The sequence below is a fragment of the Streptomyces sp. NPDC058086 genome, assembly GCF_042885015.1.
GTDB lineage: Bacteria > Actinomycetota > Actinomycetes > Streptomycetales > Streptomycetaceae > Streptomyces.
Genome location: NZ_JBHVST010000048.1, coordinates 19,788 through 42,240, shown reverse-complemented (window position 1 = coordinate 42,240; position 22,453 = coordinate 19,788). Strand labels below are relative to the sequence as shown.

The following is a 22,453-nucleotide window of genomic DNA, read 5'->3' as shown; positions in this document are numbered from 1 at the left end:
TCTCTGCGCCACCGAGGCCGTCACCCGGGCCGCCCGGGAGATGCCGGCGGCCGGCGCCGACCTGGTCGCCCTCGGCCGCCCGTTCCTGGCCAACCCGGACCTGGTGCGACGGCTGCGCCTGGGAGCCCCGCTCAACCCGGTCCGGGACCGCTACCTGATGTACGTGGGCGGGGCGGACGGCTACACCGACTACCCCGCCCTGGACGCTCAGGACCCGTCGCCGTCGAGGGACTCGATCGTCGCGACGGACGGACCGCGGGTGGCCTGAAGACCGCGCGCCACGTCTTCCGCCGCGCCCAGCACCCGTACCGTGTTCTGCCAGGTCAGCTTGGCGAGGTCGGTCTTCGACCAGCCGCGGTCCAGCAGTTCGGCGATCAGGTTCGGGTAGCCGGAGACGTCGTCGAGGCCGTCCGGGGTGAACGCCGTGCCGTCGTAGTCGCCGCCGATGCCGAGGTGGTCGACGCCGGCGACCTCGCGCATGTGGTCGAGGTGGTCCGCCACCGTCGACACCGTGGCGACGGGGCGCGGGTGGGACTGCTCGAAGACGCGGTGGACCTTCATGCCCTCGGGGGTGGTGTCGAGGTGGTGGAAGCCGTTCGCGCGCATGTTCTCGTCGGCCGCGGCCGTCCAGTCGACCGCCGCCTGGAGGACGAACTTCGGTACGAACGTCACCATCGCCACTCCCCCGTTGGCGGGCAGCCGCTCCAGGACGTCGTCCGGGATGTTGCGCGGGTGGTCGCACACCGCGCGCGAGGAGGAGTGGGAGAAGATCACCGGCGCGGAGCTCGTGTCGAGCGCGTCCCGCATGGTCGTCGCCGCGACGTGCGAGAGGTCGACCAGCATGCCCTCGCGGTTCATCTCCCGCACGACCTCACGGCCGAAGGCCGACAGACCGCCGGCGGTGGGCACGTCGGTCGCCGAGTCCGCCCACGCGATGTTGTGGTTGTGGGTGAGGGTCATGTAGCGCACACCCAGCGCGTACAACCCCCGCAGCACGGCGAGGGAGTTGTCGATGGAGTGGCCGCCCTCCGCGCCCATCAGGGAGGCGATACGGCCCTGCGCGCGCGCCGCCTCCATGTCGGCGGCGGTCAGCGCGGCCCGCAGGTCGGAGGGGTGACGGTCGATCAACCGCCGTACGCAGTCGATCTGTTCCAGCGTCGCGGTGACCGCGCCCGGCAGGTCCGAGCGGACGTACACCGACCAGAACTGCGCGCCGACGCCGCCGGCGCGCAGCCGGGCCAGGTCGGTGTGCAGGTGGGCGCTCTGGTCGGCGGCGATGTCGCGTGCACCGAGGTCGTAGCGGACCTGTTCGCGCAGCGCCCAGGGGAGGTCGTTGTGGCCGTCGACGACGGGGAAGTCGGCGAGGAGGGCGCAGGCCTCGTCGAGGGGTGCCGTGGACGTGACGGACGTGGCGGACGACGTGGGGGAGGCCATGCGCGTCACTTCCCGGAGCCGAAGCCGAAGCCGCCGCCCGCGCCCTCGACCTTGGCGCGCAGCCGCTTGCCCTTCTCGGTGGCCTGGTCGTTCAGGTCCTGCTGGAACTCCCGCATGCGGGTGAGGAGTTCCTCGTCGTGCGCGGCGAGCATCCGGGCGGCCAGCAGGCCCGCGTTGCGCGCGCCGCCGACGGAGACGGTCGCGACCGGGACACCGGCCGGCATCTGCACGATCGACAGCAGCGAGTCCATGCCGTCGAGGTACTTCAGCGGGACCGGCACGCCGATGACGGGCAGCGGGGTGACGGACGCGAGCATGCCGGGCAGATGGGCAGCGCCGCCGGCGCCCGCGATGATCGCCTTGAGCCCGCGCTCCGCGGCCTGCTCGCCGTACGTGATCATCTCGTGCGGCATGCGGTGCGCGGAGACGACATCCACCTCGTAGGGGATCTCGAACTCGTCCAGCGCCTGCGCGGCCGCTTCCATGACGGGCCAGTCGGAGTCCGACCCCATGACAATGCCTACGACGGGGCTCATTCGGTGATCGTGCCTCTCAGGTAACCGGCTGCGTGGCGGGCGCGCTCGAGGACGTCGTCCAGGTCCTCGCCGTAGGTGTTGACGTGGCCGACCTTGCGGCCGGGCTTCACGTCCTTGCCGTACATGTGGATCTTCAGCTGGGGGTCCCGGGCCATGCAGTGCAGGTACGCGGAGTACATGTCCGGGTAGTCGCCGCCCAGGACGTTGACCATGACCGTCCACTTGGCGCGCGGGCGCGGGTCGCCGAGGGGGAGGTCCAGGACCGCGCGGACGTGGTTGGCGAACTGGGAGGTGATCGCGCCGTCCTGGGTCCAGTGGCCCGAGTTGTGCGGGCGCATGGCCAGTTCGTTGACGAGGATGCGTCCGTCGTGGGTCTCGAAGAGCTCGACGGCCAGGTGACCGACGACACCGAGTTCCTTGGCGATGCGCAGCGCGAGCTCCTCGGCCTGGAGGGCCAGCTCGTCCGGTATGCCGGGCGCGGGGGCGATCACCGTGTCGCAGACGCCGTTGACCTGCTGGGACTCGACCACGGGGTACGCGACCGCCTGGCCGTGCGGGGAGCGGACGACGTTCGCCGCGAGTTCTCGTACGAAGTCGACCTTCTCCTCGGCGAGGACGGGCACGCCGGCCCGGAAGGGGTCGGCCGCCTCCTCGATCGACCGGACGAACCAGACGCCCTTGCCGTCGTAGCCGCCGCGGACCGTCTTGAGGATGATCGGGAAACCGTCGCCCTCGGCCCCTTCGGCGAGGCCCTCCGCCGCGAACGCGGCCACGTCCTCGACGTCGGTCACGATCCGGTGCCGTGGGCACGGCACGCCGATCTCGTCGAGCTTCGCGCGCATCACGCCCTTGTCCTGGGCGTGCACGAGCGCGTCCGGGCCGGGACGGACGGGGATGCCGTCCGCCTCCAGGGCACGCAGATGCTCGGTGGGTACGTGTTCGTGATCGAAGGTGATCACATCGCAGCCCCGCGCGAACTCACGCAGCGTGTCGAAGTCGCGGTAGTCGCCGATGACGACATCACCGACGACCTGCGCCGCGGAATCCTGAGGGGTGTCACTGAGGAGCTTGAACTTGATGCCGAGCGGGATGCCCGCCTCGTGTGTCATACGAGCGAGCTGGCCCCCGCCGACCATGCCGACTACCGGGAACGTCACGCTCCAAGGGTATCGGTCGCGCCATGGGGGCCGGTTTCCGCGCCCGCGGTCCGGCTGTGATCCCGCCTGCGGCCCCGGTTTTTCCCCGCTGCGACACGCTCTTTCCGGTCCCGTGAGACCGTCCGCAGGCACGAGGGCGGCCCGCTGGTTAGAGTGGCTGGGTTGAATTTTTTGACCGATGTCCGACCTACGGGGGCTGGCGACACCATGGGCAGTGCTTCTTCGGGGCTTCACGTACGGCCCCGCAGCGCGGTTCGCCGCCGGTTCGACCAGCTGTTCCGGGAGATCGCGAAGTTCGGGGCGGTCGGCGGAGCGGGGCTTCTCGTCAACCTGGTGACCTTCAACCTGGTGCGTAGCGCGACCGGGCTGCAGGTCGTACGGGCGAGTGTCATCGCCACGATCGTCGCAATCGTCTTCAACTACATCGGGTTCCGCTACTTCACGTACCGGGACCGTGACCGTGGCGGCCGCACCAAGGAAATGGGCCTCTTCGTGCTGTTCAGCGCGGTGGGGCTGGTCATCGAGAACGGTGTGCTGTACGTGGCGACGTACGGGTTCGGCTGGGACAGCCCGCTGCAGAGCAACATCTTCAAGTTCCTCGGCATCGGCATCGCGACGCTGTTCCGGTTCTGGTCCTACCGCACGTGGGTGTTCCGTACGGTCCCGGACGAGGCGCGTGAGGTCCTGGAGAGCGCGGAGGCGCTCCTCGACGAGGAGCCGGAGCCTCGACGGTCCCGGGCACGCGCACGGGCGAACTGAGCCGTCCAGGGCCGGTCCAGGGCTGTCCTACCGCCCCGGGCTGTCCGACCGTCCAGGGCTATCTGACCGTTCGTTCCTCGTCCTCCACCAGCGGTGGCCTCTTCAGCGGGGTGCGGGAGAGGAACAGGCCGAACACCGGCGGCTGTGCCTGGAGCATCTCCAGACGGCCCCCGTCCGCCTCCGCGAGGTCGCGGGCGACCGCGAGGCCGATGCCCGTGGAGTTGCGGCCGCTGATCGTGCGCTCGAAGATGCGGGCGCCCAGGTCGGTGGGGACACCGGGGCCCTCGTCCGTGACCTCCACGACGGCCTGGTTGCCCGTGACACGGGTGCGCAGGGCGACCGTGCCGCCTCCGTGCATGAGCGAGTTCTCGATGAGCGCGGCCAGGACCTGAGCGACCGCGCCCGGGGTGCCGACGGCCTGCAGATGCCGCTTGCCCGAGCTGACGATGGCGCGGCCCGCGCTGCGGTAGGCCGGGCGCCACTCCTCCAGCTGCTGCTTGATGACCTCGTCGAGGTCGAAGGTGACGGCGGAGCCGGTACGGGGGTCGCGGGCGTTGGTGAGCAGCCGCTCCACCACGTCCGTGAGGCGCTCGACCTGTGTCAGGGCGATCGTCGCCTCCTCCTTCACGTTGTCCGGGTCATCCGTGAGGGTGATTTCCTCCAGGCGCATGGAGAGGGCCGTCAGCGGCGTACGGAGCTGGTGGGAGGCGTCCGCGGCGAGGCGGCGCTCGGCGGTGAGCATCCGTGCGATCCGCTCCGCGCTGCTGTCCAGGACGTCGGCGACACGGTCCAGCTCGGGGACGCCGTAGCGCTTGTGGCGCGGGCGGGGGTCGCCGGAGCCGAGCCGCTCCGCGGTCTCCGCGAGGTCGGTGAGCGGGGAGGCGAGTCGGTTGGCCTGCCGTACGGCCAGCAGGACCGCGGCGACGATCGCGAGCAGCGCGACCAAGGCGATGATCAGCAGGGTGCGGCCGACCTCACGCGTCACGGCCGAGCGGGGCTCCTGGACGGTGACCGTCTCGCCCTCCTCGCCCTTGGCCGTGGAGTGGATGACGTCACCGCTGGGCTGGAGGCCGAGCTCGACGGGGGCCTGGCCGGGGATGCGGATCACGGCGTACCGGTCTTCCGCGACCTGGTTCTTGAGGATCTCCGCGTTGATGTGCTCGTCGCCGAGGATGCGGCTGTCGACGATGCTGGCCAGGCGCAGGGCTTCGGAGTCCACGCGTTCCTGGGCGCTGTTGCTGATCGTGCGGGTCTCGACGATCACGAGGGACACGCCGAAGACGGCGATCACGACGAGCACGACGGCGAGCGTGGACTGGATGAGACGGCGGCGCACGGGGTCCTCCGGGCGGGTGGCTGTACGTGGACCAGTGTGCCTTGACGCTGCGCTCGGCTGGGACAGGGGAGGCGCTCGGGTAGCCCGGGGTTCTCTTTGGCTGCGGGCCGGTGGGGGCTGGGCGCGCAGTTCCCCGCGCCCCTCAGGGCGGGGCTCCGCCCCGCATCCCCGGGTTCGCTCCCTGCCCCCGCCACCCGCCCCCGCGGGGCCTCAGCTCTTTTCGAAGCGGAAGCCGACTCCTCGTACCGTCGCGATGTAGCGGGGGTTCGCCGCGTCGTCGCCGAGCTTCTTGCGGAGCCAGGAGATGTGCATGTCGAGGGTCTTGGTGGACGACCACCACGTGGTGTCCCAGACCTCGCGCATCAGCTGGTCACGCGTGACGACCCGGCCGGCATCCCGGACGAGGACCCGCAGCAGGTCGAACTCCTTCGCCGTGAGCTGGAGTTCCTCGTCGCCCATCCAGGCCCGGTGCGACTCGACGTCGATGCGCACCCCGTGCGTGGCGGGCGGCTGCTGCGGCTCCGCGGCGCCGCGCCGCAGGAGGGCCCGGACACGGGCGAGCAGTTCGGCAAGGCGGAAGGGCTTGGTGACGTAGTCGTCGGCGCCCGCGTCGAGACCGACGACGGTGTCCACCTCGTCGGCGCGCGCGGTCAGGATGAGGATGGGGACGGTGTGGCCTTCGGCACGGAGGCGGCGGGCCACTTCGAGGCCGTCCATACCGGGCAGGCCCAGGTCCAGGACGACCAGGTCGACGCCGCCCTGCATTCCGGCGTCGAGCGCGGTGGGTCCGTCCTCGCGCACTTCGACCTCGTAACCCTCCCGGCGCAGGGCGCGGGCCAATGGCTCCGAGATGGACGCGTCGTCCTCGGCGAGCAGTACACGGGTCATGGAGTGATGGTAGTCCGCCGCGGACAGCGCCTGTGGTGTGATCGCCAACCGTAATTCTTACCCGGGGCTGTACGGTTTCCTGCCTGCGGCTGTGGGAAGCGATCTTGCCTGACACCTTCGAATACGTATCCGTGGTTCCATTATTACCTGTGATCCATGTCTCAAGTCCTTCCATATGCCACATTGAGATGTCGTATGGTGACCAGACGCCTGTAGCACCACTTGGGGACCTTTGGCGCGTACTTGACGCTGAAGGTCTCTTTCATGTGCGGGCTGGTGTTCGCCAGCCTTGAAAGGAATGACCTGTGGCCGGGCCCGAGCGCATCACATGCGTGACGGGCGTGGATCCCGGTGGTCGCCGTCCACCGCTTCGCAATCCGGAGCGGACTCCCCGTGGGCGTGGGGAAGGACAGGCGAACCCCGCCGGTGCCGGCCGCCCCCCACCGGGCGCGTAACGCTCAAGCAGCGCGTCCCGACCAGCAAGGAACGACCATGGCGTCCAGCCTGACGAAGGACTCGGTGACTCCGGGCACCCCCGGTTCCGAGAGGACCTTCTTCGGCCACCCCCGCGGACTGGCCACTCTCTTCATGACCGAGATGTGGGAGCGATTCTCCTACTACGGCATGAAGGCTCTGCTCCCGCTGTACCTGGTGGCACCGGGCGGCCTGCACCTGAGCGCGGCCACCGCGACCGCGATCTACTCGGTGTACCTGTCCCTGGTGTACCTGCTCGCCCTGCCGGGTGGCTGGTTCGCCGACCGTGTCCTCGGCCCCCGCAAGACGGTCGCCGTCGCGGGCGTCATCATCATGCTGGGCCACCTCACGCTGGCCCTGCCGTCGTCCGGCACGTTCTACGGCGGCCTCGGGCTCGTCGCGATCGGTTCCGGTCTGCTGAAGGCCAACATCTCCACGATGGTCGGTCACCTCTACGACGGCCCGGACGACCCGCGCCGTGACGGTGGCTTCACGCTCTTCTACATCGGCATCAACGTCGGCGCCTTCGCCGCTCCGCTGGTCATCGGCACCGTCGGCGAGAACGTCAACTGGCACCTGGGCTTCGCGCTCGCCGCGCTCGGCATGGCGCTGGGTCTGGCCCAGTACCTGCTCGGCGGCCGTCACCTGAACCCGCGCTCGCACGAGGTCCCCACGCCGCTGTCGGGCGAGGAGAAGGCCGCGACGCTGCGCAAGTCCGCGCTGTGGGCGGCCGTCGCGGTGGTCTTCTACTGCATCGTCGGCTTCTCGGGTCACTACACCCTGAACTGGCTGCTGGTCCCGATCACCATCGCCGGTCTGATCATCCCGGTCATGGTCATCGCCCGGATCAAGCGGGACAAGGACCTCGACCGCGCCGAGCAGTCGAAGATGTCCGCGTACATCTGGTTCTTCGTCGCCGCGGCCGTCTTCTGGATGATCTACGACCAGGGCGGCTCGACCATGTCGATCTTCGCCGACTCCTCCGCCAAGAACACGATCTTCGGCTGGGAGTTCCCGGTCTCCTGGTACCAGTCCGTCAACCCGGTCATGATCATGGCGCTCGCGCCGGTGTTCGCCTGGGCGTGGCTGGCGCTGAACAAGCGCGGCAAGGAGCCGAGCACGGCCACCAAGTTCGCGTCGGGTCTGATCCTGATCGGTGCCTCGTTCTTCCTGTTCCTGGCTCCGCTGACGATCGCCGAGGGTGGTCACAAGGCGGCCGCGATGTGGCTGGTCGCGATCTACTTCGTGCAGACCGTCGGTGAGCTGACGCTCTCCCCGGTCGGCCTCTCCGTCACCACGAAGATGGCTCCCGCGAAGTACGCCTCCCAGATGATGGGCGTCTGGTTCCTGGCCGTCACCGCCGGTGACGCCACGACGGGTCTGCTGTCCATCGCCAACGTCGACCTCAACAAGACGGGCATCGTCGCCCTGGAGGCCACGCTCGCCGTGATCGCCGGTGTCGCGGTGTGGATGTACCGCAAGAAGGTCAAGGTCCTGATGGGCGACGTCCACTGACGTAGGTCCAGGGCTTGCCGGAGGGCCGCCGCATCCTTTGGGGGTGCGGCGGCCCTTCGGCGTTTTCCTGCCGACCGAGGTATTCACCTGCATTCTGTCCGTATGGCTGACACCACCATCAAGATCAGTGACTCGACAAGGGATCGACTGCGCACGCTCGCCGAGGAACGCGGCCTGAGCACGCGCGCCTACGTCGAGCGTATGGTCGCCGCGACCCCGACGGAGGAGGAGCGCGCGGAGCGCACGGCCCGCGAGGTTGCCTACGTCCGGGCCAACCTCTGCCCGGACCTCACCGAGGCGGATGTACGCGCGGCGCAGGAATGGCGTGCCGCGATCGAGGCCGGGCAAGTAGGGGAACACCGTTGATCATCAAGCCGCACATGTAGGCGCTCTGCCGGGTCTGGAGTTCCTGCCGCTCGACTTCGCCGCCGCCGCCACGGTCGAGCAGACGGTGGCAGCCGGCCTGGAGTGGGCGTGCGGGCACGCTGTCCATGCCGCGGCCATGGGGGTCGTCCCAGGAAGGGTCATGACCGCCACGCCCGAGGCCTACGACCGTACGGGCGTGTGGGCCGTCGACATCGGCAAACCCTGAGCCTCAGGCGCCGGGCAGCTCGTCACGTCGTACGGCCGTGACGAAGGACGCCCAGGCCGCCGCCGGGAGTATGAGGGCGGGCCCGTGGGGGTTCTTGGAGTCGCGGACGGGGACGAGGGGGATGGGGGCCGGGAGGTTGTCGACGACTTCGAGGCACTGGCCGCCGTCCGAATTGCTGTAGCTGCTCTTGCGCCAGGCGGCAGCGGCCAGCAGGTCGTCGGAGACCTCGACGCACGCGCCGCCGTCCGGGTTGCTGTAGCTGCTCTTGCGCCATGTCACGGCTGTCAGGTCGACGGATCGCATGGTGCTTCCTCCAGCATCTGCCCGATGAACTTCCGCGACTCGGCCGGGGACAGCGCCAGGTCGCGCATCGAATCGTACGCACGTTGCAGACGCTCAACCTCCCTGTTTTCTTCGACCAGTTCACCGTGGTAGGCGGTCTCGGTGTAGGCCACTGTCTGTCCGTCAAACAGCCTCAGGAACATCACGTCGGTGCTCACCAAGCCGTGCAGGCCGGAACCCTGGGGCAGTACTTGAAGCGTGATGTTCGGGCGCTCTGCCATCTCCGCGAGGTGTTCGAGCTGCTCCCTCCACGCCTTGGCGTCCCGCAACGGTGTGCGCAGCACAGCCTCGGACAGGATGGTGCGGAACGGCGGCGCGTCCTCGCCCACCAGCAACGCGCGGCGGCCGACCCGCGCCTCCACCTGCTGGGCCAGTTCCTCGCCCTTGGTACCGCCCACCGCGAGCACTTCACGCACGTATCCATCCGCCTGAAGCAAGCCGTGCACGGTACTCACGGCGAAGTGCCACAGGCTCACCGCCTCCGCCTCAAGCAGCATGTACCTGCGGTACTGCTCCTTGAACCGCGTCGGATCGCCCACCGCCAGCTCCCACAACGCCAACAGCAACCCCGGCGTCCCGTAATGCCGGTCCAGCGCCTGGGCCACCTCGGGGCTCCCCAGGGTGTGCCCGGTCTCCAGCTTCCCGAGTGTCGACCAGTCCCAGCCCAGTCGCTCCGCGAGCTGCCGCAGGCTGACGCCGCTCCGCTCACGTAACTCCCTCACCTCCTCGGCGAATCGCCTGCGCGGCTCCTGGCTGCGGCTCGTCACCGTCCGTCTCTGCGGCATCCCGTCCTCCCCCTCCGGCGGCTGTGGAATTTGTGGAATTTGGAGTGCCCGGTGTGGAACCAGCGCCCTTCCACGGCATTTCCGCCCTGCTCACGCGGCATGCTCGTACTGCCTGAACACGCACCGTAATTCACCCGGTGCGCTCCGCACAGGCATGTCCGCGACCACGCAACCAAGGAGTGAGCCCCATGACCACCACGACCCTCCCCCGACTCCCCCGCCGCACCCACACCCGCACCACCACCTCCTCCCTCTGGACCCCGCCCGGCGGCTGGGCGCGTCCGACCCCCGCGGCGCTGCGGGCGATCGAGGCGGCGCTCGCGCAGTGGTCGGCGTGACGGCGCGTACGGCGGTGGCGGCGCCCAGGCCCCCGTACGGCGGCGGCTGCGACGTGTGCGCGGCGCTGCTCGCCCAGCGGACGGCCGCGAAGGAAGCGGGCCGCACGGGCGAGGTCGCCGAATGCGACCGGGAGTTGCGGGCGCACGGCAGACACGGAGAGGGGCGTACGCCATGACCGGGCCGACGTACGACGTGAGCCGCTCCCCCGTTCCCGTCGACGGTTGCGAGGCCTGCCGGGAGTTCGCCGCACGGCGCCACGCGGCGCGGGCGGTGTTCGACCACAGCGCGGTGAGCGACGCGAACGTGCGGATGCGGGCGCATCTGCGGCGGGAGCACGGTGGGTGAGCAGGAGACGGCGGACCCCGCTCGACGACGCGTTCTGGAGCGGGGTCCTCACGCTGTTCAGCATGGGCGTGGTGCTTGTGGTGCTCTTCGTCGGGGTGCGGGGCTAGGGCCTGTCCGGCGGATCAGGTCGCAGGAAACGGGCGGTGCCCCATCGACGCTGGCGAGTGGGGCTTGGTGCGTGCAGCTGCAAGGCGGAGGAGGGCGTCGACGCGGAGCTTCGGCAACCGACGACAACGCCGCAGATGTGCGTGCCAGGCCCCACGTCTGCGGCATGATCCGCCGGACAGGCCCTAAGCGCGTGCCTCCGGTGGGAAGCCGGTCCAGCGCAGGTCCTCGGACAGGTGGGACATGTCGTTGAAGACGAGGACCGAGGCCGCGCGGCCCGGTGTGTAGCGGATGACGGACAGGGCGGCGTTGCAGTGGTTGAGGCCCAGCCAGCGCCAGGGCGGGGCGTCCAGCGCGGCGCGTACCAGCCAGCCGACGAGGAAGTTGTGGGTGACGACCAGCTCGTGCCGGTCCTCGGCGCCGTCCACCGGCCCGGTGAACCGCTCTTCGGCCTCACGGGCCAGCGCCGCTCCCTCCTCACGCTCCTGAGCCGTGAACTGCTCAAGGAACGCCAGCAGCCGCTCCGCCGCGTCCGCAGGCAGTTCCTCCTTGCCGGGCACGTACGGCACATAGTCCCCGGCCGTCTCGACCTGCCGTACCGGCACCTCCTTCAGACGGTCGCCGATCAGCCGGGCCGTCTGCGCCGCGCGCGGCAGCGGCCCGTGGTGGACCGCCGCCAAGGGAACGTTCCTGAGTCGGTCGCCCAGGAGTTGGGCCTGGCGGCGGCCGTTCTCGGTCAGCTCGCTCTCGTCGGCCGTCGCCTCACCGTGGCGGGCGAGGTACAGATAGCGGGTGGCCTTCGCGGTCATGTGCGGTTTCCCCCTGTGGTGGATCCTGGAGCCGGAGCCAGTCGAGGACTTCGGCAGCGTGCTGGTCGGGTGGGAAGACGGGGTAGAAGACGTGCTCGATCACGCCCCGGTTCACGATCATGGTCAGCCGGCGGTACAACGTGCGCCCGCCGGCGGTGAAGGTGGGCAGGTCCAGGGCCTCGCGCAGCGCGAGTCCGGTGTCCGAGAGGATCGCGAAGGGCAGGCGCAGCCGTTCCGCCAGTTCCCTTTGGTACTCCCGCGGTTGCGACGACAGGCCGTACACCCGTGCCGCCCCTACCGCCCGGAGGTCGTCGTGGTGATTGCGGAAGGCGCACGCCTCGGCGGTGCATCCGCGGGCGCCCGGGATCGTGTCCCAGCCGTCCGGGAGGTCGGTCCCCGGCCGGCCCGACAGCGGATAGACGTACAGCACCGTCCGGCCGGGCCCCAGTGCTCCGAGACCGACCGCCCGACCGTCCGTGGCGGGCAGGACGAGGTCAGGCAGCCGCCCACCCGGCAGATGCGCGGCGCCGCCGTCGTCGGCCGGCCGGGGCAGGCCGAGGGGCAGCCGGGCCGGGTCGGCGGGCACCGGCACGGGGGACGCCCCGCGGGCGCTCACTTCCGGGGAAACCGAGATCCCTGTACGGGCGTTTCCCTCCGGGGAATCCGGAATCGATCTGCGGGCGCTCGCCTCCAGGTGTGCCGCCAGGGTGTCCCGCCGGTCGATCAGGAGCCTGATCCTCTCGGACAGGTCCCTGATCGACCGGCGGTAGGCCGCCAGCGACGCCGGGCACTCGTCTCCCAGGTCATGCCCGCTCGCCAGGCACTCCACGAACGGCCGGGTGTCCTCCACCGACAGGCCGAGCCCGGTCAGCGTCCGGATCTCCTCGACCTGCCGCAACGCCGTTGGCGCATAGTCCCGGTATCCGTTGGTCAGCCGCCGGGGCACGACAAGCCCCACCGCCTCGTAATAACGCAACGCCCGGACCGTCACTCCGGTCCTGCGTGCCAACTCGCCAACCCGCATGCCCCGACGCTAGGGCCTGTCCGGCGGATCAGGTCGGAGGAAAGTAACGGCGCCTCATAAGTGCAGGTGAGCGGGGTCTGGTGCGTGCAGCTGCAAGGCGGAGGAGGGCGTCGACGCGGAGCGTCGGCAACCGACGACAACGCCGCAGATGGGCGTGCCAGACCCCGCGTCTCCGGCATGATCCGCCGGACAGGCCCTAAACCCGCACCCCGGGGTCCAGGTCAAGCGGACCTCGGGGTGCGGACGGTGCAAGGGGGGCGTCAGCGCACGCGGCGGCGCGGCAGGAAGGTGAAGACCGCTCCGCCGAGCAGGATCGCCGTGCCGGCCACGAAGCCGAGTGCCCGAAGCCCGCCGTGGTCGTTCGCGCCGGTCGCGGCCAGGCCTCCGCCGGACGAGGACGAGGACGAGGACGAGGACGATCCGGAGGAAGACCCGGAGGACGACCCCGAGCCCGACGTCGTCGCGCCGGAGACGCCGCCCGACTGCTTCTTGACGTCAAGTTCCAGTGAGACAGCGGTCTTTGTCGCCTTGCAGGGAATCGTGATCGGGTCGGATCCGGCACTCAGCGTCACGACGATCGTCAGATCACCTGGGCTGAGCGTGGCCTTGCCGTCCGCTCCGGGCTTGTACGTGCCCGTCATATCGCCGAGCGAGACCGGGTCGCCCGTGTTGAGGGCGTCCTTGTTGGCAGGGCCCTCGACCTTGAGCGAGCCACTGTCATCGCCGCCGACCGTGATCACCATGGAGGGCTTCAGCGCGCCCGCGGGCAGCGGGGCGGGGCTGTTCATCACGCCCTTGGCGGTCTTCACCGTGAGGTCGTAACTCCCGCCGTTCTTCTTGGCGTTGATCGTCGCAGAAGAGTCGATCTTGGCGGGGCCGGGCGAGGTGCAGGCGAAGGACGTGGTCACGGTCTTGCCGGCGAAGTCGGTCTGACCGCCATCGCCGCCGGAGGTCGAACCACCGGACGTCGTACCACCGGAGGTCGAACCACTGGACGTCGTGCCACCGGACGTCGTGGATCCCCCCGAAGTCGTACCGCCGGTGTCACCACCCGTCGCCGTGCCTCCGGAGGTGGTCGTCCCGCCGGAGGTTGAGCCGCCCGAGGTCGTCGAACCGCCCTCGGCGGCCGTCACCTTGATGGTGGCAGCGGCCGGCACCGCCTCCTGGGGCGTGCACTTGGTGTCCGTCGAGTAGGCGGTGATGGTGTACGCGTCCGGGGTCAACGTGACATCACCCGCCGTCGTCAGCTTGACCTTGCCCGTCATGTCGGACAGCACCATGTCGCCGCCCTTGGGAATCTCCGGGTTCTTCTGCGGCCCCTCCATCGCGATGTCCGCGGTCTGCGCACCGGACGCCTTGAGAGTTCCCGTGGGCTTGACCGAGTCCTTCGGCAGGACGATGAGGTCCGGATTCTTGGACGCCGCCTGGACGAACTTCCACACGACCTCGATCTCGTCACCCACCTTCGCCGTCGCCGGTGCGGTGATCTCCACCTTGGTGGTGCCCTCGACGGGGCCCAGGCCGGAGGCCGCGGGCGGTATGCACTCCGTCTTGTACGACACCTCGGCGGCCTGCGCCGGGACCGCGGCCACTCCCAACAGGATGCCCGCGCCGCCGAGCATCAGCGCCATCCCGGCCGCACTTGCTCTGCGGCTTCCGGGCACAACTCTCCGTCGCCTGTTCACGTGTTCCCCTTCGTCGTCGGACTGGTGTCGTGCGGTGCGGAGAGCTGACCGTTCGCCGCGGTCCCCGGAACGTTGTCCGGCGTGAACCACGGCAGGGTCGGGTTCGTAGCGGTGCCGGGTGGCACGGGCGTGGCCGCGCAGGCGCTCGCTCCGGGCACACGGGACGGGCTCGCCTCGGCCATGCGGAACGGGGCCGGCCTCGGCACACGGAAGGCGAGTCCGGGCAGGCGCAGGCTCCGATGGCGCCCCGCCCGCCCCGCCGACCTGCGCGGGCGCGCCCGGTCCACCACGGCCATCCCGACCCGGAAGACCGCGGCCGGCACCACCACGGCGAGCAGGATCCAGAAGAGGGTCACCCCCCAGGGGCGGCCCACCCCCCAGGGCTGCTCGGCGAGGACCTTCCCGCCGTACCGCAGCGAGACCGTGTAGTCGCCGTGCGCCCCGGCCGCGAGCTCGACCGGCAGCTTGATCTGCGCCTTCTTGCCGGGTGCGATCGTGCCGCGCCAGTCCTGTTCCTCCCACTGCGGCGCGAACACGCCGTGGGAGGTGCCGATCTGGAAGACGGGGTCCTTGACGGCGGCGGTACCGACGTTGCCGACGGTGAAGACGAGCTCGCGCGAGGCCGGCGCGCCGAACCAGGTCAGCAGCCCGCTCGACCCGTCGAGGCGAGTGTCGGTGAGCACCGAGAGCCGCCCCCCGCCCACCTCCTTCGGCAGTGGTTCGACCGAGTGCCCGGCGACCATGAAGATCGCGTCGGCCTCCGCCTTCTCCCCCGTGACCGTGGCGACGTGCACCACGCACGGGCACGGCTTGGGCGGCTCGGTGACCGGCAGTTCCTTGCTGAAGTGGCCCTGCGCGTCGGTGGTGACGGCCCGGCCGTCGGCGTTGGCGCAGGAGTTGGTGCCGCCGATCACCCCGCGGGACGGCACGGCCTGCCCGCAGATCAGCATCATCAGCAGGGTCTTCGGCCGCCATCCGTTGCCGGTCACGGTGATCGAACCGCCCGTCCCCGCCTCGGACCTGGACAGGCTCACACCGGGTTTCCCGGCCGCGGACGCCGGGGACACCGGTCCCGCCAGCGGGGCCAGGACGAGCGCGAGCGCCGCCACCAGCGCCGACATCCGCGCCTTGCCGCTCAGGACTCCGCTCACGACACCGCTCCCGTCCACTCGACTTCCGTACGCGGCCGTTCACTCGTCCCGCCGTCCGTCGTACGACGCCTGTGACGTCGTACGCCCCACCAGGCGCCCAGCGCCGCGAGCCCCGCCCCGGCGGTGGCCGCGAGCGCGCCCCACGGCACGAACCGCACCGACGCGGACGCCGTGGCGCGCGCCCCGCCCGCCGCCGTCACCGTCAGCCGTACGTCGACCGCGTCCAGTGCCGGGGGGTCGCGCCAGGGTTCGGTGAGCGTGACGCGGCGGCCGGGCAGGAGGTCGAGGGGCAGGGTGCGCGGGGCGCGGTACAGGGCCCGGCCGAGGACGCCGTCGGCGCGTACCGCGAGTTTCGGGGTGAGCACGGTGTTGCCTCGGTTGACCAGCTCGTACGAGATGCGTCCGCCGTGCACGGCGACGTGCTCGACCGTGAGCGCCGACACCGCGGGACCGCCGACCCGCAGCTGGACCCGGACCGCCGAGGACCGGCCGCCCGCGCCCGCCACGATCGCGCCGGGGTGGTCGCCGGGCGTCGCGCCCGCCGGAACACTCACGGTGAACGGCACGTCGGCCCGGGTGTGCGCGGGCACCCGTAGCGACAGCGTGCGCACCGGGACCCGGCGGCCGTCCCGGTCTCCGGCGAAGGCGATCCACGCGCCCGTGTCCGTGGACTTCCCGGCGGCGCGCACGGTGAGGTCGCCGTTTTTGGTGTTGTCGGCGTCCGCGCCGCGCAGCCGCACGGTCACGGGCCGCGCGCCCGGGTTGAGCACGGACACGGAGTCCTGCAGCACCGTGCCGGGCGCGCCCTCCGCGTAGACGTACGGCCGCCCCTCCGGCGCGCTCGCGGACGGCGCGAGGGACCAGCCGTCGTCGGCCGCGGCCACCGGGGCGGCGGCGGCCGACAGCAGCACGGCGACGGCACAGCGGAGGACGGGGGCGTACGGCATCGGCGGCTCCTGCTGGTCGTACGGTGGTACGGGGGGCGCGGCGCCCTCAGCGGCGGGTCGTCTGATGCCTGCGGGTCAGCCACAGCGTGCCCGCCGCGCCCGCGAGCAGCACCGTGCCGCCGAACGTGCCGAGGGCGATCGCCGAGTCGGCGGGACCGGTCTGCGGGAGCTGGCCGCCGGAGTCGGTGCCGGTCGAGCCTGTCGAACCGCCCGAGCTGCTGGATCCACCGCTTCCCGAACCGCCCCCCGCCGCCGTGACGTCGAGGGTCAGCGACGGCCCGGGGTTGTTCGTGGGGGTACAGGTGGTCGTCGTGCCGAGCGCCTTGATCGTGAGCACGCCCGCGGTGAAGGTGACCTTGCCGGTCTTCTTCGGCGTGTACGTACCCGACAAGTCACTGATCTTGATGGGGGTGTTGGCGGGGATCGCGGCCGCGTTGGCGGGGCCGCTCACGGCCACCGTGCCGCTGTCCGCGCCGCCCACCTTGATCACGGCGCTCGGGCTCATCGCGCCCTTGCCGAGCTCCACCGGGCTGGAGGAGACGCCCTTCTGCCAGGACATGGTGAGCTTGTAGGCGCTGCCGCTCTTGACGCTCTTGATGTCGATGGGCGAGACGGCGCTCTTGTCGCCGATCGGCGTCTTGCACTGGTAGTTGACGTTCACCACGCTGGCCTCGGCGGCGGGGGCGGCCATCAGCACCGCCGAGCCGGCCAGGGCCGCGGCGAACGCGAGCGCGGCGGTTCGTTTCTGGTACGTCCGGTACGACACCTCGGGGCCTCATTCCTGACGGAACATCAGATCGGCCGTCAAGGTACGCCCGGTCCCTTGTGGAGGGAAGACAAAGTGCGCGCCGGATCCGAGGAGATCCGGCGCGCGTTCGGCAACGTACGAAGAAGGGTTCGAACCGCGGGTAACCCAAGGTGGGAGTTGCACCCGGGATCGGGTGGGACTACGCGGGCGCTCCGAGTTCCGCCCACACCGTCTTGCCGGTGACCCCCGGAGTGCGTACGACTCCCCAGTCCAGGCACAGCCGCTGCACGATGAACATGCCGTGGCCGCCGGGGCGGCCGGCGCGGTGCGGGGTGCGCGGGGCGGGCTGGCCCGCGCCACGGTCGGAGACCTCGACGCGCAGCACCTTGTTGTCACAGGCGATCCGGAGCTCGTCCGGACCCTCGGCATGCAGACAGGCGTTGGTGACGAGTTCGGAGACGACCAGCAGGACGTCCTCGGCGGCGGCCCGCTGGTCGGCGCTCGCGGCGGGCAGCCAGCCCCACGCGTGCAGCGCCTGGCGGGCGAAGTCGCGGGCGAGGGGCACGACGCCGCTCTCGCCGTCGAAGCTCAGCCTGCGGGCCTGACGCCCCCCTGACGGGACGGCCAGGCCGCCGCCCCCAGGTGCCCCGGAAGCGCCGCCGTCGCCCGACTCCGGGCCGCGGTCGCCCGGCGAGTAAGGCCGGGTGGTGCTCATCAGCGCTTCACCTCACCGATTCACCAGTTTCACGATTCAAGACTCAGCACTCAGCATGTGGTACGCGCCGCGGGTGCTTCCGCACTCAGGGCGTTCCGGACGAATATCTACGACGATCACCTACGACGTTCCCACCGATTGTTGCCGACATAGTCAGGATGTCTCCTGCCCGACCGATCCGTCGGAACACCCTTTTGTTCGACAGGGATGGTGTGACGCGGGCGATGCCGCGATCGCAGAGGGGACTCCGGAGCATGCCGAGGCGGGGCCCCGACCGCCCCGCCTAGTCGGCCAGGGCCGCATCGAGCGTCTCGTGGACGGTGAAGACGGCCTCCGCCCCGGTGATCTCGAAGACCCGGGCCACCACCGGCAGCATCCCCGCCAGGTGGACTCCGCCCCCCGCGGCCTCGGCCTTCAGCCGGGCGCCGAGCAGCACGTTCAGCCCGGTGGAGTCGCAGAACTCCAGTCGCGAGCAGTCCACGACCAGTCGCGAGTGCCCCTTGTCAAGGCAGTCATCGAGTGGCTCACGCAACAATTCAGCCGTGTGGTGATCCAACTCACCCGCGGGGGTCACGACGGCGCTTGAGCCCTCTTCCCGCACCTCGACTAGAAGCCGGCCCGACTGTGCGCTGCCGACCGTCTGGCGGTCCATGCCGTCTCTCTCCCGAGCGTCGCGACTGCTGATGTACGCACTCGAACACTACGCCTTCCACACGATCCCCGACACCCGAACAACCCCCTGAAAATGGACATTTCATCACGCAACGCACTTGCGGGCGGCGCGCGAAAGCGGGTAGGGCTAGTAGCGACACCTATTCGACACGGCCGGCTTCGGAGGCGCCGCACACCGCAGTGCACGCATTGGCATCGGCGGCCATATGCCGAGAACGATGGAGGACACCATGTCACCCCGGCTCGACGGATCGCAGACCCAGACGGCGACGTCGACACCTTCTCTGGAACGCCAGGAGCGTCTCGACGAAACCGGAACCAGCGGAGTCGACGGACTCGAAGGACTTCCCGAGATCCCCCCGTACGACGAGGTGGGACCGGTGGACGCACGGGCCCTGTCCAAGACCCTCTTCGAGCGGCTGGAGTCCCTCGAAGAAGGCACCCACGACTACTCGTACGTGCGCAACACGCTGGTCGAGCTCAACCTCGCGCTGGTCAAGTTCGCCGCCTCCCGCTTCCGCTCCCGCAGCGAGCCGATGGAGGACATCATCCAGGTCGGCACGATCGGCCTGATCAAGGCGATCGACCGCTTCGAACTGAGCCGCGGCGTCGAGTTCCCCACCTTCGCGATGCCGACCATCATCGGCGAGATCAAGCGCTTCTTCCGCGATACCTCCTGGTCCGTGCGCGTACCGCGCCGACTGCAGGAACTGCGTCTCGGCCTGGCCAAGGCGGGCGACGAACTCGCCCAGCAGCTCGACCGGGCACCCACGGTGAGCGAGTTGGCGCAGCGCCTGGGCATCACCAACGACGAGGTCGTCGAGGGCATGGCCGCCTCGAACGCCTACACGGCCAGTTCGCTGGACGCCCAGCCCGAGGAGGACGACTCCGAAGGCGCGCTCGCGGACCGCATCGGCTACGAGGACCACGGCCTCGAGGGCATCGAGTACGTGGAGTCCCTCAAGCCCCTGATCGCCGAACTCCCCTCGCGCGACCGGCAGATCCTCTCGCTACGCTTCGTCGCCAACATGACGCAGTCCGAGATCGGCGACGAGCTCGGGATCTCGCAGATGCATGTGTCGCGGCTGCTGTCGCGGACGCTGGTGCGACTGCGGAAGGCACTGACGGTCGAGGAGTGACGGTCGAGGAGTGACCGCTCCCCGCCCCCTCCGGCACCTCATCTCTTTCAGCTGAGAGCGGTCCGGCGCCGACGGCGCCGGACCGCTTTTTTTCTTGCGCCTCCTCCCTCCCTCTTTCCTCAAAGGGCCACCCCCGTCACTATGAGCACTCCAAACTGGCTGGTACGTCAGGACGGGAGCGAGTGACCGCACGGGGTACGAGGAGGCCGACACATGGCTCAGGACGACGCGGGCGCGTCCGACACGCGGCTCACCGAACTGCTGAGCGCCGACACCGACAGCGCGTATCCGGCCCTCCAGGAACTCCGCGAGCGGCACCGCCCGTCCGTCCTCGCCTACGCCCGACTGTGCACCCGCAGCGAGTCGGCGGCGCGGCAGCTCGCGGCGCAGGCGTTCACCCTGGCGGCCCAGGAGACGGCGCGCGGCTCGAATCCGAGCGTCCCCTGGCGCCACCGGCTCCTGCTGCTGGCGGGGCAGGTGGCCGCCTCGTGGGCGAGGGACGAAGGGGCCGCCGGCCTCGACCCCGGTCTGCTCCTCGTGCTGAGCACGGCGGGCCCCGGCGGGCCCGTGCCGCCCGTGCTCGCCCCGTTCCAGTCCCTCCCGTCCCGTACCCAGGGCCTGCTCTGGTACGGGGTCGTGGAAGAGGAGCCCGCCGACCGGGCGGCCGTCCTGCTCGGCCTCACCCGTGAGGACGTGACGTACGGCGGGCAGCCCGCGCTGCAGGCCCTGGGCCAGGCCTGTCTGAAGTCCCGGCTCGCCGCCTCCGACGACCCGCGCTGCGGGGACTTCCGGCGGCTGATCGAGGAGTCGCTGCGGCCGCACAACCCCCGTTCCAGCCCCGACCTGCACGCCCACATGGCGCACTGCGCGCACTGCACGACGGCGTACGAGGAGCTGTCCGCCCTGCGCGACCATCCGCGCACCGCCCTGGCCGAGGGACTGCTGCCGTGGGCGGGCACGGCGTACGTCATGAGCGAGGCGGGCGAGCCCCGGCCCGGCGTCCCCACCTCGTCGGGGCCCTGGCCGCCGTCCCGCCGCTTCGTCCTGACCTCGGCCGCGGCCCTCGGCGTCGCCCTGGTGCCGCTGCTGTTCGTCGTGCTGTCGTCGGGCGGCTCGCCGTCCCAGAACACGGCGGGCTCGGTCACCACCCCGTCGAGCGTGCCGCAGGTGACGGTGACGGCGACCGTCTCGGCGACCCCCTCGCCCCCGGCCCCGCTGCCCTCCGCGACCAGCAAGTCCCCTTCCCCGACGCGGAGCCCCTCCCCGACGAGATCGGCCAGTGCGACGCCGTCCCCCACGCCCGCCCCGGCCTACCCGCCGGGCAGCGACTACGCCCAGGTCGTGAACGTCGCCTCGGGCCTGTGCCTGGACATCCGCGACGGCGATCTGACGCAGGGCGCGGACGTCGTCACGGCCCCCTGCACCTCGGCCCGCACCCAGCGGTGGCGGGTCGACTCCGGGCGCGGCGTCCTGCAGTCGTACGCCGACTCCGACCTCTGTCTGGACAGCCGCGGCTCCGTCGACAACGGCGTCGGGATCTGGGACTGCGGTTCGATCGACGGCAGCCACGGCCAGAACCTGAGGTTCACCGTGGACGACGACGGCGTGATCCGCCCGTCCATCGCCGTCGAGACCGCGGTCACGCCGAGCGGCGGGGACGGCCTGTCCCTGCTGCCGCTCGACGGGGGTACGAGTCAGCGGTGGCGGGCGGGGGCCTCGTGACCCCCGGTCTCGTGACCCCGGCCTCGTAACCCCTGCGTCAGAGCTCGCGTACGCCGCGCCGCCAGACGCCGGTGACCAGCGGTACACCCGGCCGGTAGGCGAGGTGGACGTGGCTGGGCGCGTCCAGGAGGGCGAGGTCGGCGCGGGCGCCGACGGTGAGGCGGCCGATGTCCGTGCGGCGCAGGGCCGCCGCGCCGCCCGCCGTGGCCGACCAGACCGCCTCGTCCGGGGTCATCCCCATGTCCCGTACCGCCAGCGCGATGCAGAACGGGACGGAGGAGGTGAAGGACGAGCCCGGGTTGCAGTCGGTGGAGAGGGCGACGGTCACGCCCGCGTCCAGGAGGCGACGGGCGTCCGGCCACTCGGCGCGGGTGGAGAACTCGGCGCCGGGGAGCAGGGTCGCGACCGTCCGGCCGTTCGCCAGGGCCTCGACGTCCGCGTCCGTGAGGTGGGTGCAGTGGTCGGCGCTCGCCGCGTCGAGTTCGACGGCGAGCTGGACGCCGGGGCCGTACGAGAGCTGGTTGGCGTGGACGCGCGGGTGCAGGCCCTTCGCCTTGCCGGCCGTGAGGATCGCACGGGCCTGGTCGCCGTCGAAGGCGCCCTTCTCGCAGAAGACGTCGATCCAACGGGCGTACGGGGCACAGGCGTCGAGCATCTCGCCGGTCACCAGGGCCACGTACGCGGCCGGGTCGTCGGCGTAGTCCGGGGAGACGATGTGCGCGCCGAGGTAGGTGACCTCGTCGGTGTGCGCCGCCGCGATGCGCAGCGCCCGGGCCTCGTCCTCGACGGTGAGGCCGTAGCCCGACTTGGTCTCGAAGGTGGTGGTGCCCTGACGCAGGGCCTCGTGGAGGTAGTGCGTGAGGTTGCGCTCCAGGTCCTCGTCACTGGCGGCGCGGGTGGCGGCGACGGTGGTGCGGATGCCGCCCGCCGTGTAGCCGCGGCCCGACATGCGGGCGTTGAACTCCTGGGTGCGGTCGCCCGCGAAGACCAGGTGCGAGTGGGAGTCCACGAAGCCCGGAATCACGGCCCGGCCACCGGCGTCGACCCGGTTGTCAGTGGCGGGTGCTTTTCTTGAGTCACCGGTCCACGCGATGCGGTCGCCTTCGATGACGACGGCCGCGTCCTGGATCAGACCGAGCGGGGATCCGTCGCCGAGGGAGGGATCGTTGGTGACCAGGCTGGCGATGTTGGTGATGACGGTGGTCGTGCCGGTGGTGCTGCTCATGGCGTCCTC

The 22,453-nt window shown here is 70.8% G+C and carries 24 protein-coding genes and 1 pseudogene; 9 read left to right on the top strand and 16 right to left on the bottom strand.

What is annotated here, in order from left to right; translation table 11 throughout:
* Positions 1-43: 43 nt before the first annotated feature.
* Positions 44-268, top strand: a pseudogene (locus ACFVWD_RS31390) (alkene reductase); the annotation flags it as partial.
* Here ACFVWD_RS31390 and ACFVWD_RS31385 read toward each other — a convergent pair.
* From ACFVWD_RS31385 to ACFVWD_RS31375, 3 genes are read right to left on the bottom strand one after another with little or no spacing between them, the layout of a single operon-like run.
* Entirely contained in the window at positions 208-1,434 is a 1,227-nt protein-coding gene (locus ACFVWD_RS31385) for a dipeptidase (protein ID WP_389600942.1), read from the bottom strand. The pseudogene ACFVWD_RS31390 and the gene ACFVWD_RS31385 sit on opposite strands and share 61 nt — an antisense overlap.
* A gap of 5 nt (positions 1,435-1,439) precedes the next feature.
* Positions 1,440-1,970, bottom strand: a complete 531-nt coding sequence (gene purE, locus ACFVWD_RS31380; protein ID WP_389600940.1) for a 5-(carboxyamino)imidazole ribonucleotide mutase — start codon at positions 1,968-1,970, stop codon at positions 1,440-1,442.
* A complete protein-coding gene (locus tag ACFVWD_RS31375) occupies positions 1,967-3,127 on the bottom strand; it encodes a 5-(carboxyamino)imidazole ribonucleotide synthase (protein ID WP_389600938.1) in 1,161 nt (386 codons plus the stop codon). The genes purE and ACFVWD_RS31375 overlap by 4 nt, the downstream gene beginning before the upstream one ends.
* 207 nt (positions 3,128-3,334) lie before the next feature.
* Between ACFVWD_RS31375 and ACFVWD_RS31370 the strand changes: the two genes are divergently transcribed.
* Positions 3,335-3,886: a GtrA family protein gene (locus ACFVWD_RS31370; protein WP_060894562.1), complete on the top strand. Its 552-nt coding sequence runs from the start codon at positions 3,335-3,337 to the stop codon at positions 3,884-3,886.
* Positions 3,887-3,944: 58 nt separating this feature from the next.
* On the opposite strand, the gene ACFVWD_RS31365 is transcribed toward ACFVWD_RS31370, so the two are convergent.
* Positions 3,945-5,222 carry an ATP-binding protein gene (locus ACFVWD_RS31365; RefSeq protein WP_168509022.1) on the bottom strand — a complete coding sequence of 426 codons (1,278 nt, stop codon included), beginning with the start codon at positions 5,220-5,222 and terminating at the stop codon, positions 3,945-3,947.
* A 210-nt stretch (positions 5,223-5,432) separates the two neighbouring features.
* On the bottom strand, positions 5,433-6,110 hold the full coding sequence (locus tag ACFVWD_RS31360; RefSeq protein WP_018566970.1) for a response regulator transcription factor: 678 nt from the start codon (positions 6,108-6,110) through the stop codon (positions 5,433-5,435).
* Between the two features lie 492 nt (positions 6,111-6,602).
* Between ACFVWD_RS31360 and ACFVWD_RS31355 the strand changes: the two genes are divergently transcribed.
* Positions 6,603-8,099: an oligopeptide:H+ symporter gene (locus ACFVWD_RS31355; protein ID WP_389600937.1), complete on the top strand. Its 1,497-nt coding sequence runs from the start codon at positions 6,603-6,605 to the stop codon at positions 8,097-8,099.
* Positions 8,100-8,201: 102 nt separating this feature from the next.
* Positions 8,202-8,465 carry a hypothetical protein gene (locus ACFVWD_RS31350; protein WP_389600935.1) on the top strand — a complete coding sequence of 88 codons (264 nt, stop codon included), beginning with the start codon at positions 8,202-8,204 and terminating at the stop codon, positions 8,463-8,465.
* A gap of 229 nt (positions 8,466-8,694) precedes the next feature.
* Here ACFVWD_RS31350 and ACFVWD_RS31345 read toward each other — a convergent pair whose 3' ends face one another.
* The gene (locus tag ACFVWD_RS31345) at positions 8,695-8,994 is read right to left on the bottom strand and encodes a DUF397 domain-containing protein (protein WP_389600933.1); all 300 of its coding nucleotides are present in this window, start codon (positions 8,992-8,994) and stop codon (positions 8,695-8,697) included.
* The gene (locus ACFVWD_RS31340; protein WP_389600931.1) at positions 8,976-9,818 is read right to left on the bottom strand and encodes a helix-turn-helix domain-containing protein; all 843 of its coding nucleotides are present in this window, start codon (positions 9,816-9,818) and stop codon (positions 8,976-8,978) included. The genes ACFVWD_RS31345 and ACFVWD_RS31340 overlap by 19 nt, the downstream gene beginning before the upstream one ends.
* Before the next feature lie 188 nt (positions 9,819-10,006).
* Here ACFVWD_RS31340 and ACFVWD_RS31335 point away from each other — a divergent pair, with 188 nt between their 5' ends.
* From ACFVWD_RS31335 to ACFVWD_RS31325, 3 genes are read left to right on the top strand one after another with little or no spacing between them, the layout of a single operon-like run.
* A complete protein-coding gene (locus tag ACFVWD_RS31335) occupies positions 10,007-10,156 on the top strand; it encodes a hypothetical protein (RefSeq protein WP_389600929.1) in 150 nt (49 codons plus the stop codon).
* A complete protein-coding gene (locus ACFVWD_RS31330; protein WP_129592292.1) occupies positions 10,153-10,332 on the top strand; it encodes a hypothetical protein in 180 nt (59 codons plus the stop codon). Before ACFVWD_RS31335 ends, ACFVWD_RS31330 begins: the two co-directional genes overlap by 4 nt.
* Positions 10,329-10,502: a hypothetical protein gene (locus ACFVWD_RS31325; protein WP_389600927.1), complete on the top strand. Its 174-nt coding sequence runs from the start codon at positions 10,329-10,331 to the stop codon at positions 10,500-10,502. Before ACFVWD_RS31330 ends, ACFVWD_RS31325 begins: the two co-directional genes overlap by 4 nt.
* A gap of 290 nt (positions 10,503-10,792) precedes the next feature.
* Here ACFVWD_RS31325 and ACFVWD_RS31320 read toward each other — a convergent pair whose 3' ends face one another.
* The 8 genes from ACFVWD_RS31320 to ACFVWD_RS31285 form a co-directional block, all read right to left on the bottom strand.
* Entirely contained in the window at positions 10,793-11,416 is a 624-nt protein-coding gene (locus tag ACFVWD_RS31320; protein ID WP_389600925.1) for a histidine phosphatase family protein, read from the bottom strand.
* On the bottom strand, positions 11,370-12,440 hold the full coding sequence (locus tag ACFVWD_RS31315) for a MerR family transcriptional regulator (RefSeq protein ID WP_389600924.1): 1,071 nt from the start codon (positions 12,438-12,440) through the stop codon (positions 11,370-11,372). Before ACFVWD_RS31315 ends, ACFVWD_RS31320 begins: the two co-directional genes overlap by 47 nt.
* Before the next feature lie 260 nt (positions 12,441-12,700).
* Positions 12,701-14,071, bottom strand: coding sequence for a hypothetical protein (locus ACFVWD_RS31310; RefSeq protein ID WP_389600922.1), 1,371 nt, complete (start codon positions 14,069-14,071; stop codon positions 12,701-12,703).
* 50 nt (positions 14,072-14,121) lie between these two features.
* Positions 14,122-15,246 carry a hypothetical protein gene (locus ACFVWD_RS31305; protein WP_389600992.1) on the bottom strand — a complete coding sequence of 375 codons (1,125 nt, stop codon included), beginning with the start codon at positions 15,244-15,246 and terminating at the stop codon, positions 14,122-14,124.
* A gap of 26 nt (positions 15,247-15,272) precedes the next feature.
* A complete protein-coding gene (locus ACFVWD_RS31300) occupies positions 15,273-16,223 on the bottom strand; it encodes a hypothetical protein (protein WP_389600921.1) in 951 nt (316 codons plus the stop codon).
* Between the two features lie 46 nt (positions 16,224-16,269).
* A complete protein-coding gene (locus tag ACFVWD_RS31295; RefSeq protein ID WP_389600919.1) occupies positions 16,270-16,989 on the bottom strand; it encodes an LPXTG cell wall anchor domain-containing protein in 720 nt (239 codons plus the stop codon).
* A gap of 181 nt (positions 16,990-17,170) precedes the next feature.
* Positions 17,171-17,686, bottom strand: a complete 516-nt coding sequence (locus tag ACFVWD_RS31290; protein ID WP_075027342.1) for an ATP-binding protein — start codon at positions 17,684-17,686, stop codon at positions 17,171-17,173.
* A 283-nt stretch (positions 17,687-17,969) separates the two neighbouring features.
* The gene (locus ACFVWD_RS31285) at positions 17,970-18,338 is read right to left on the bottom strand and encodes an STAS domain-containing protein (RefSeq protein WP_168509036.1); all 369 of its coding nucleotides are present in this window, start codon (positions 18,336-18,338) and stop codon (positions 17,970-17,972) included.
* 250 nt (positions 18,339-18,588) lie between these two features.
* Between ACFVWD_RS31285 and ACFVWD_RS31280 the strand changes: the two genes are divergently transcribed.
* Both ACFVWD_RS31280 and ACFVWD_RS31275 read left to right on the top strand, forming a co-directional pair.
* Positions 18,589-19,497, top strand: coding sequence for an RNA polymerase sigma factor SigF (locus ACFVWD_RS31280; protein ID WP_389600991.1), 909 nt, complete (start codon positions 18,589-18,591; stop codon positions 19,495-19,497).
* A gap of 213 nt (positions 19,498-19,710) precedes the next feature.
* Entirely contained in the window at positions 19,711-21,219 is a 1,509-nt protein-coding gene (locus ACFVWD_RS31275; RefSeq protein ID WP_389600917.1) for an RICIN domain-containing protein, read from the top strand.
* 37 nt (positions 21,220-21,256) lie between these two features.
* On the opposite strand, the gene hutI is transcribed toward ACFVWD_RS31275, so the two are convergent.
* Positions 21,257-22,444 carry an imidazolonepropionase gene (hutI, locus tag ACFVWD_RS31270; protein ID WP_389600916.1) on the bottom strand — a complete coding sequence of 396 codons (1,188 nt, stop codon included), beginning with the start codon at positions 22,442-22,444 and terminating at the stop codon, positions 21,257-21,259.
* Positions 22,445-22,453: the final 9 nt, after the last annotated feature.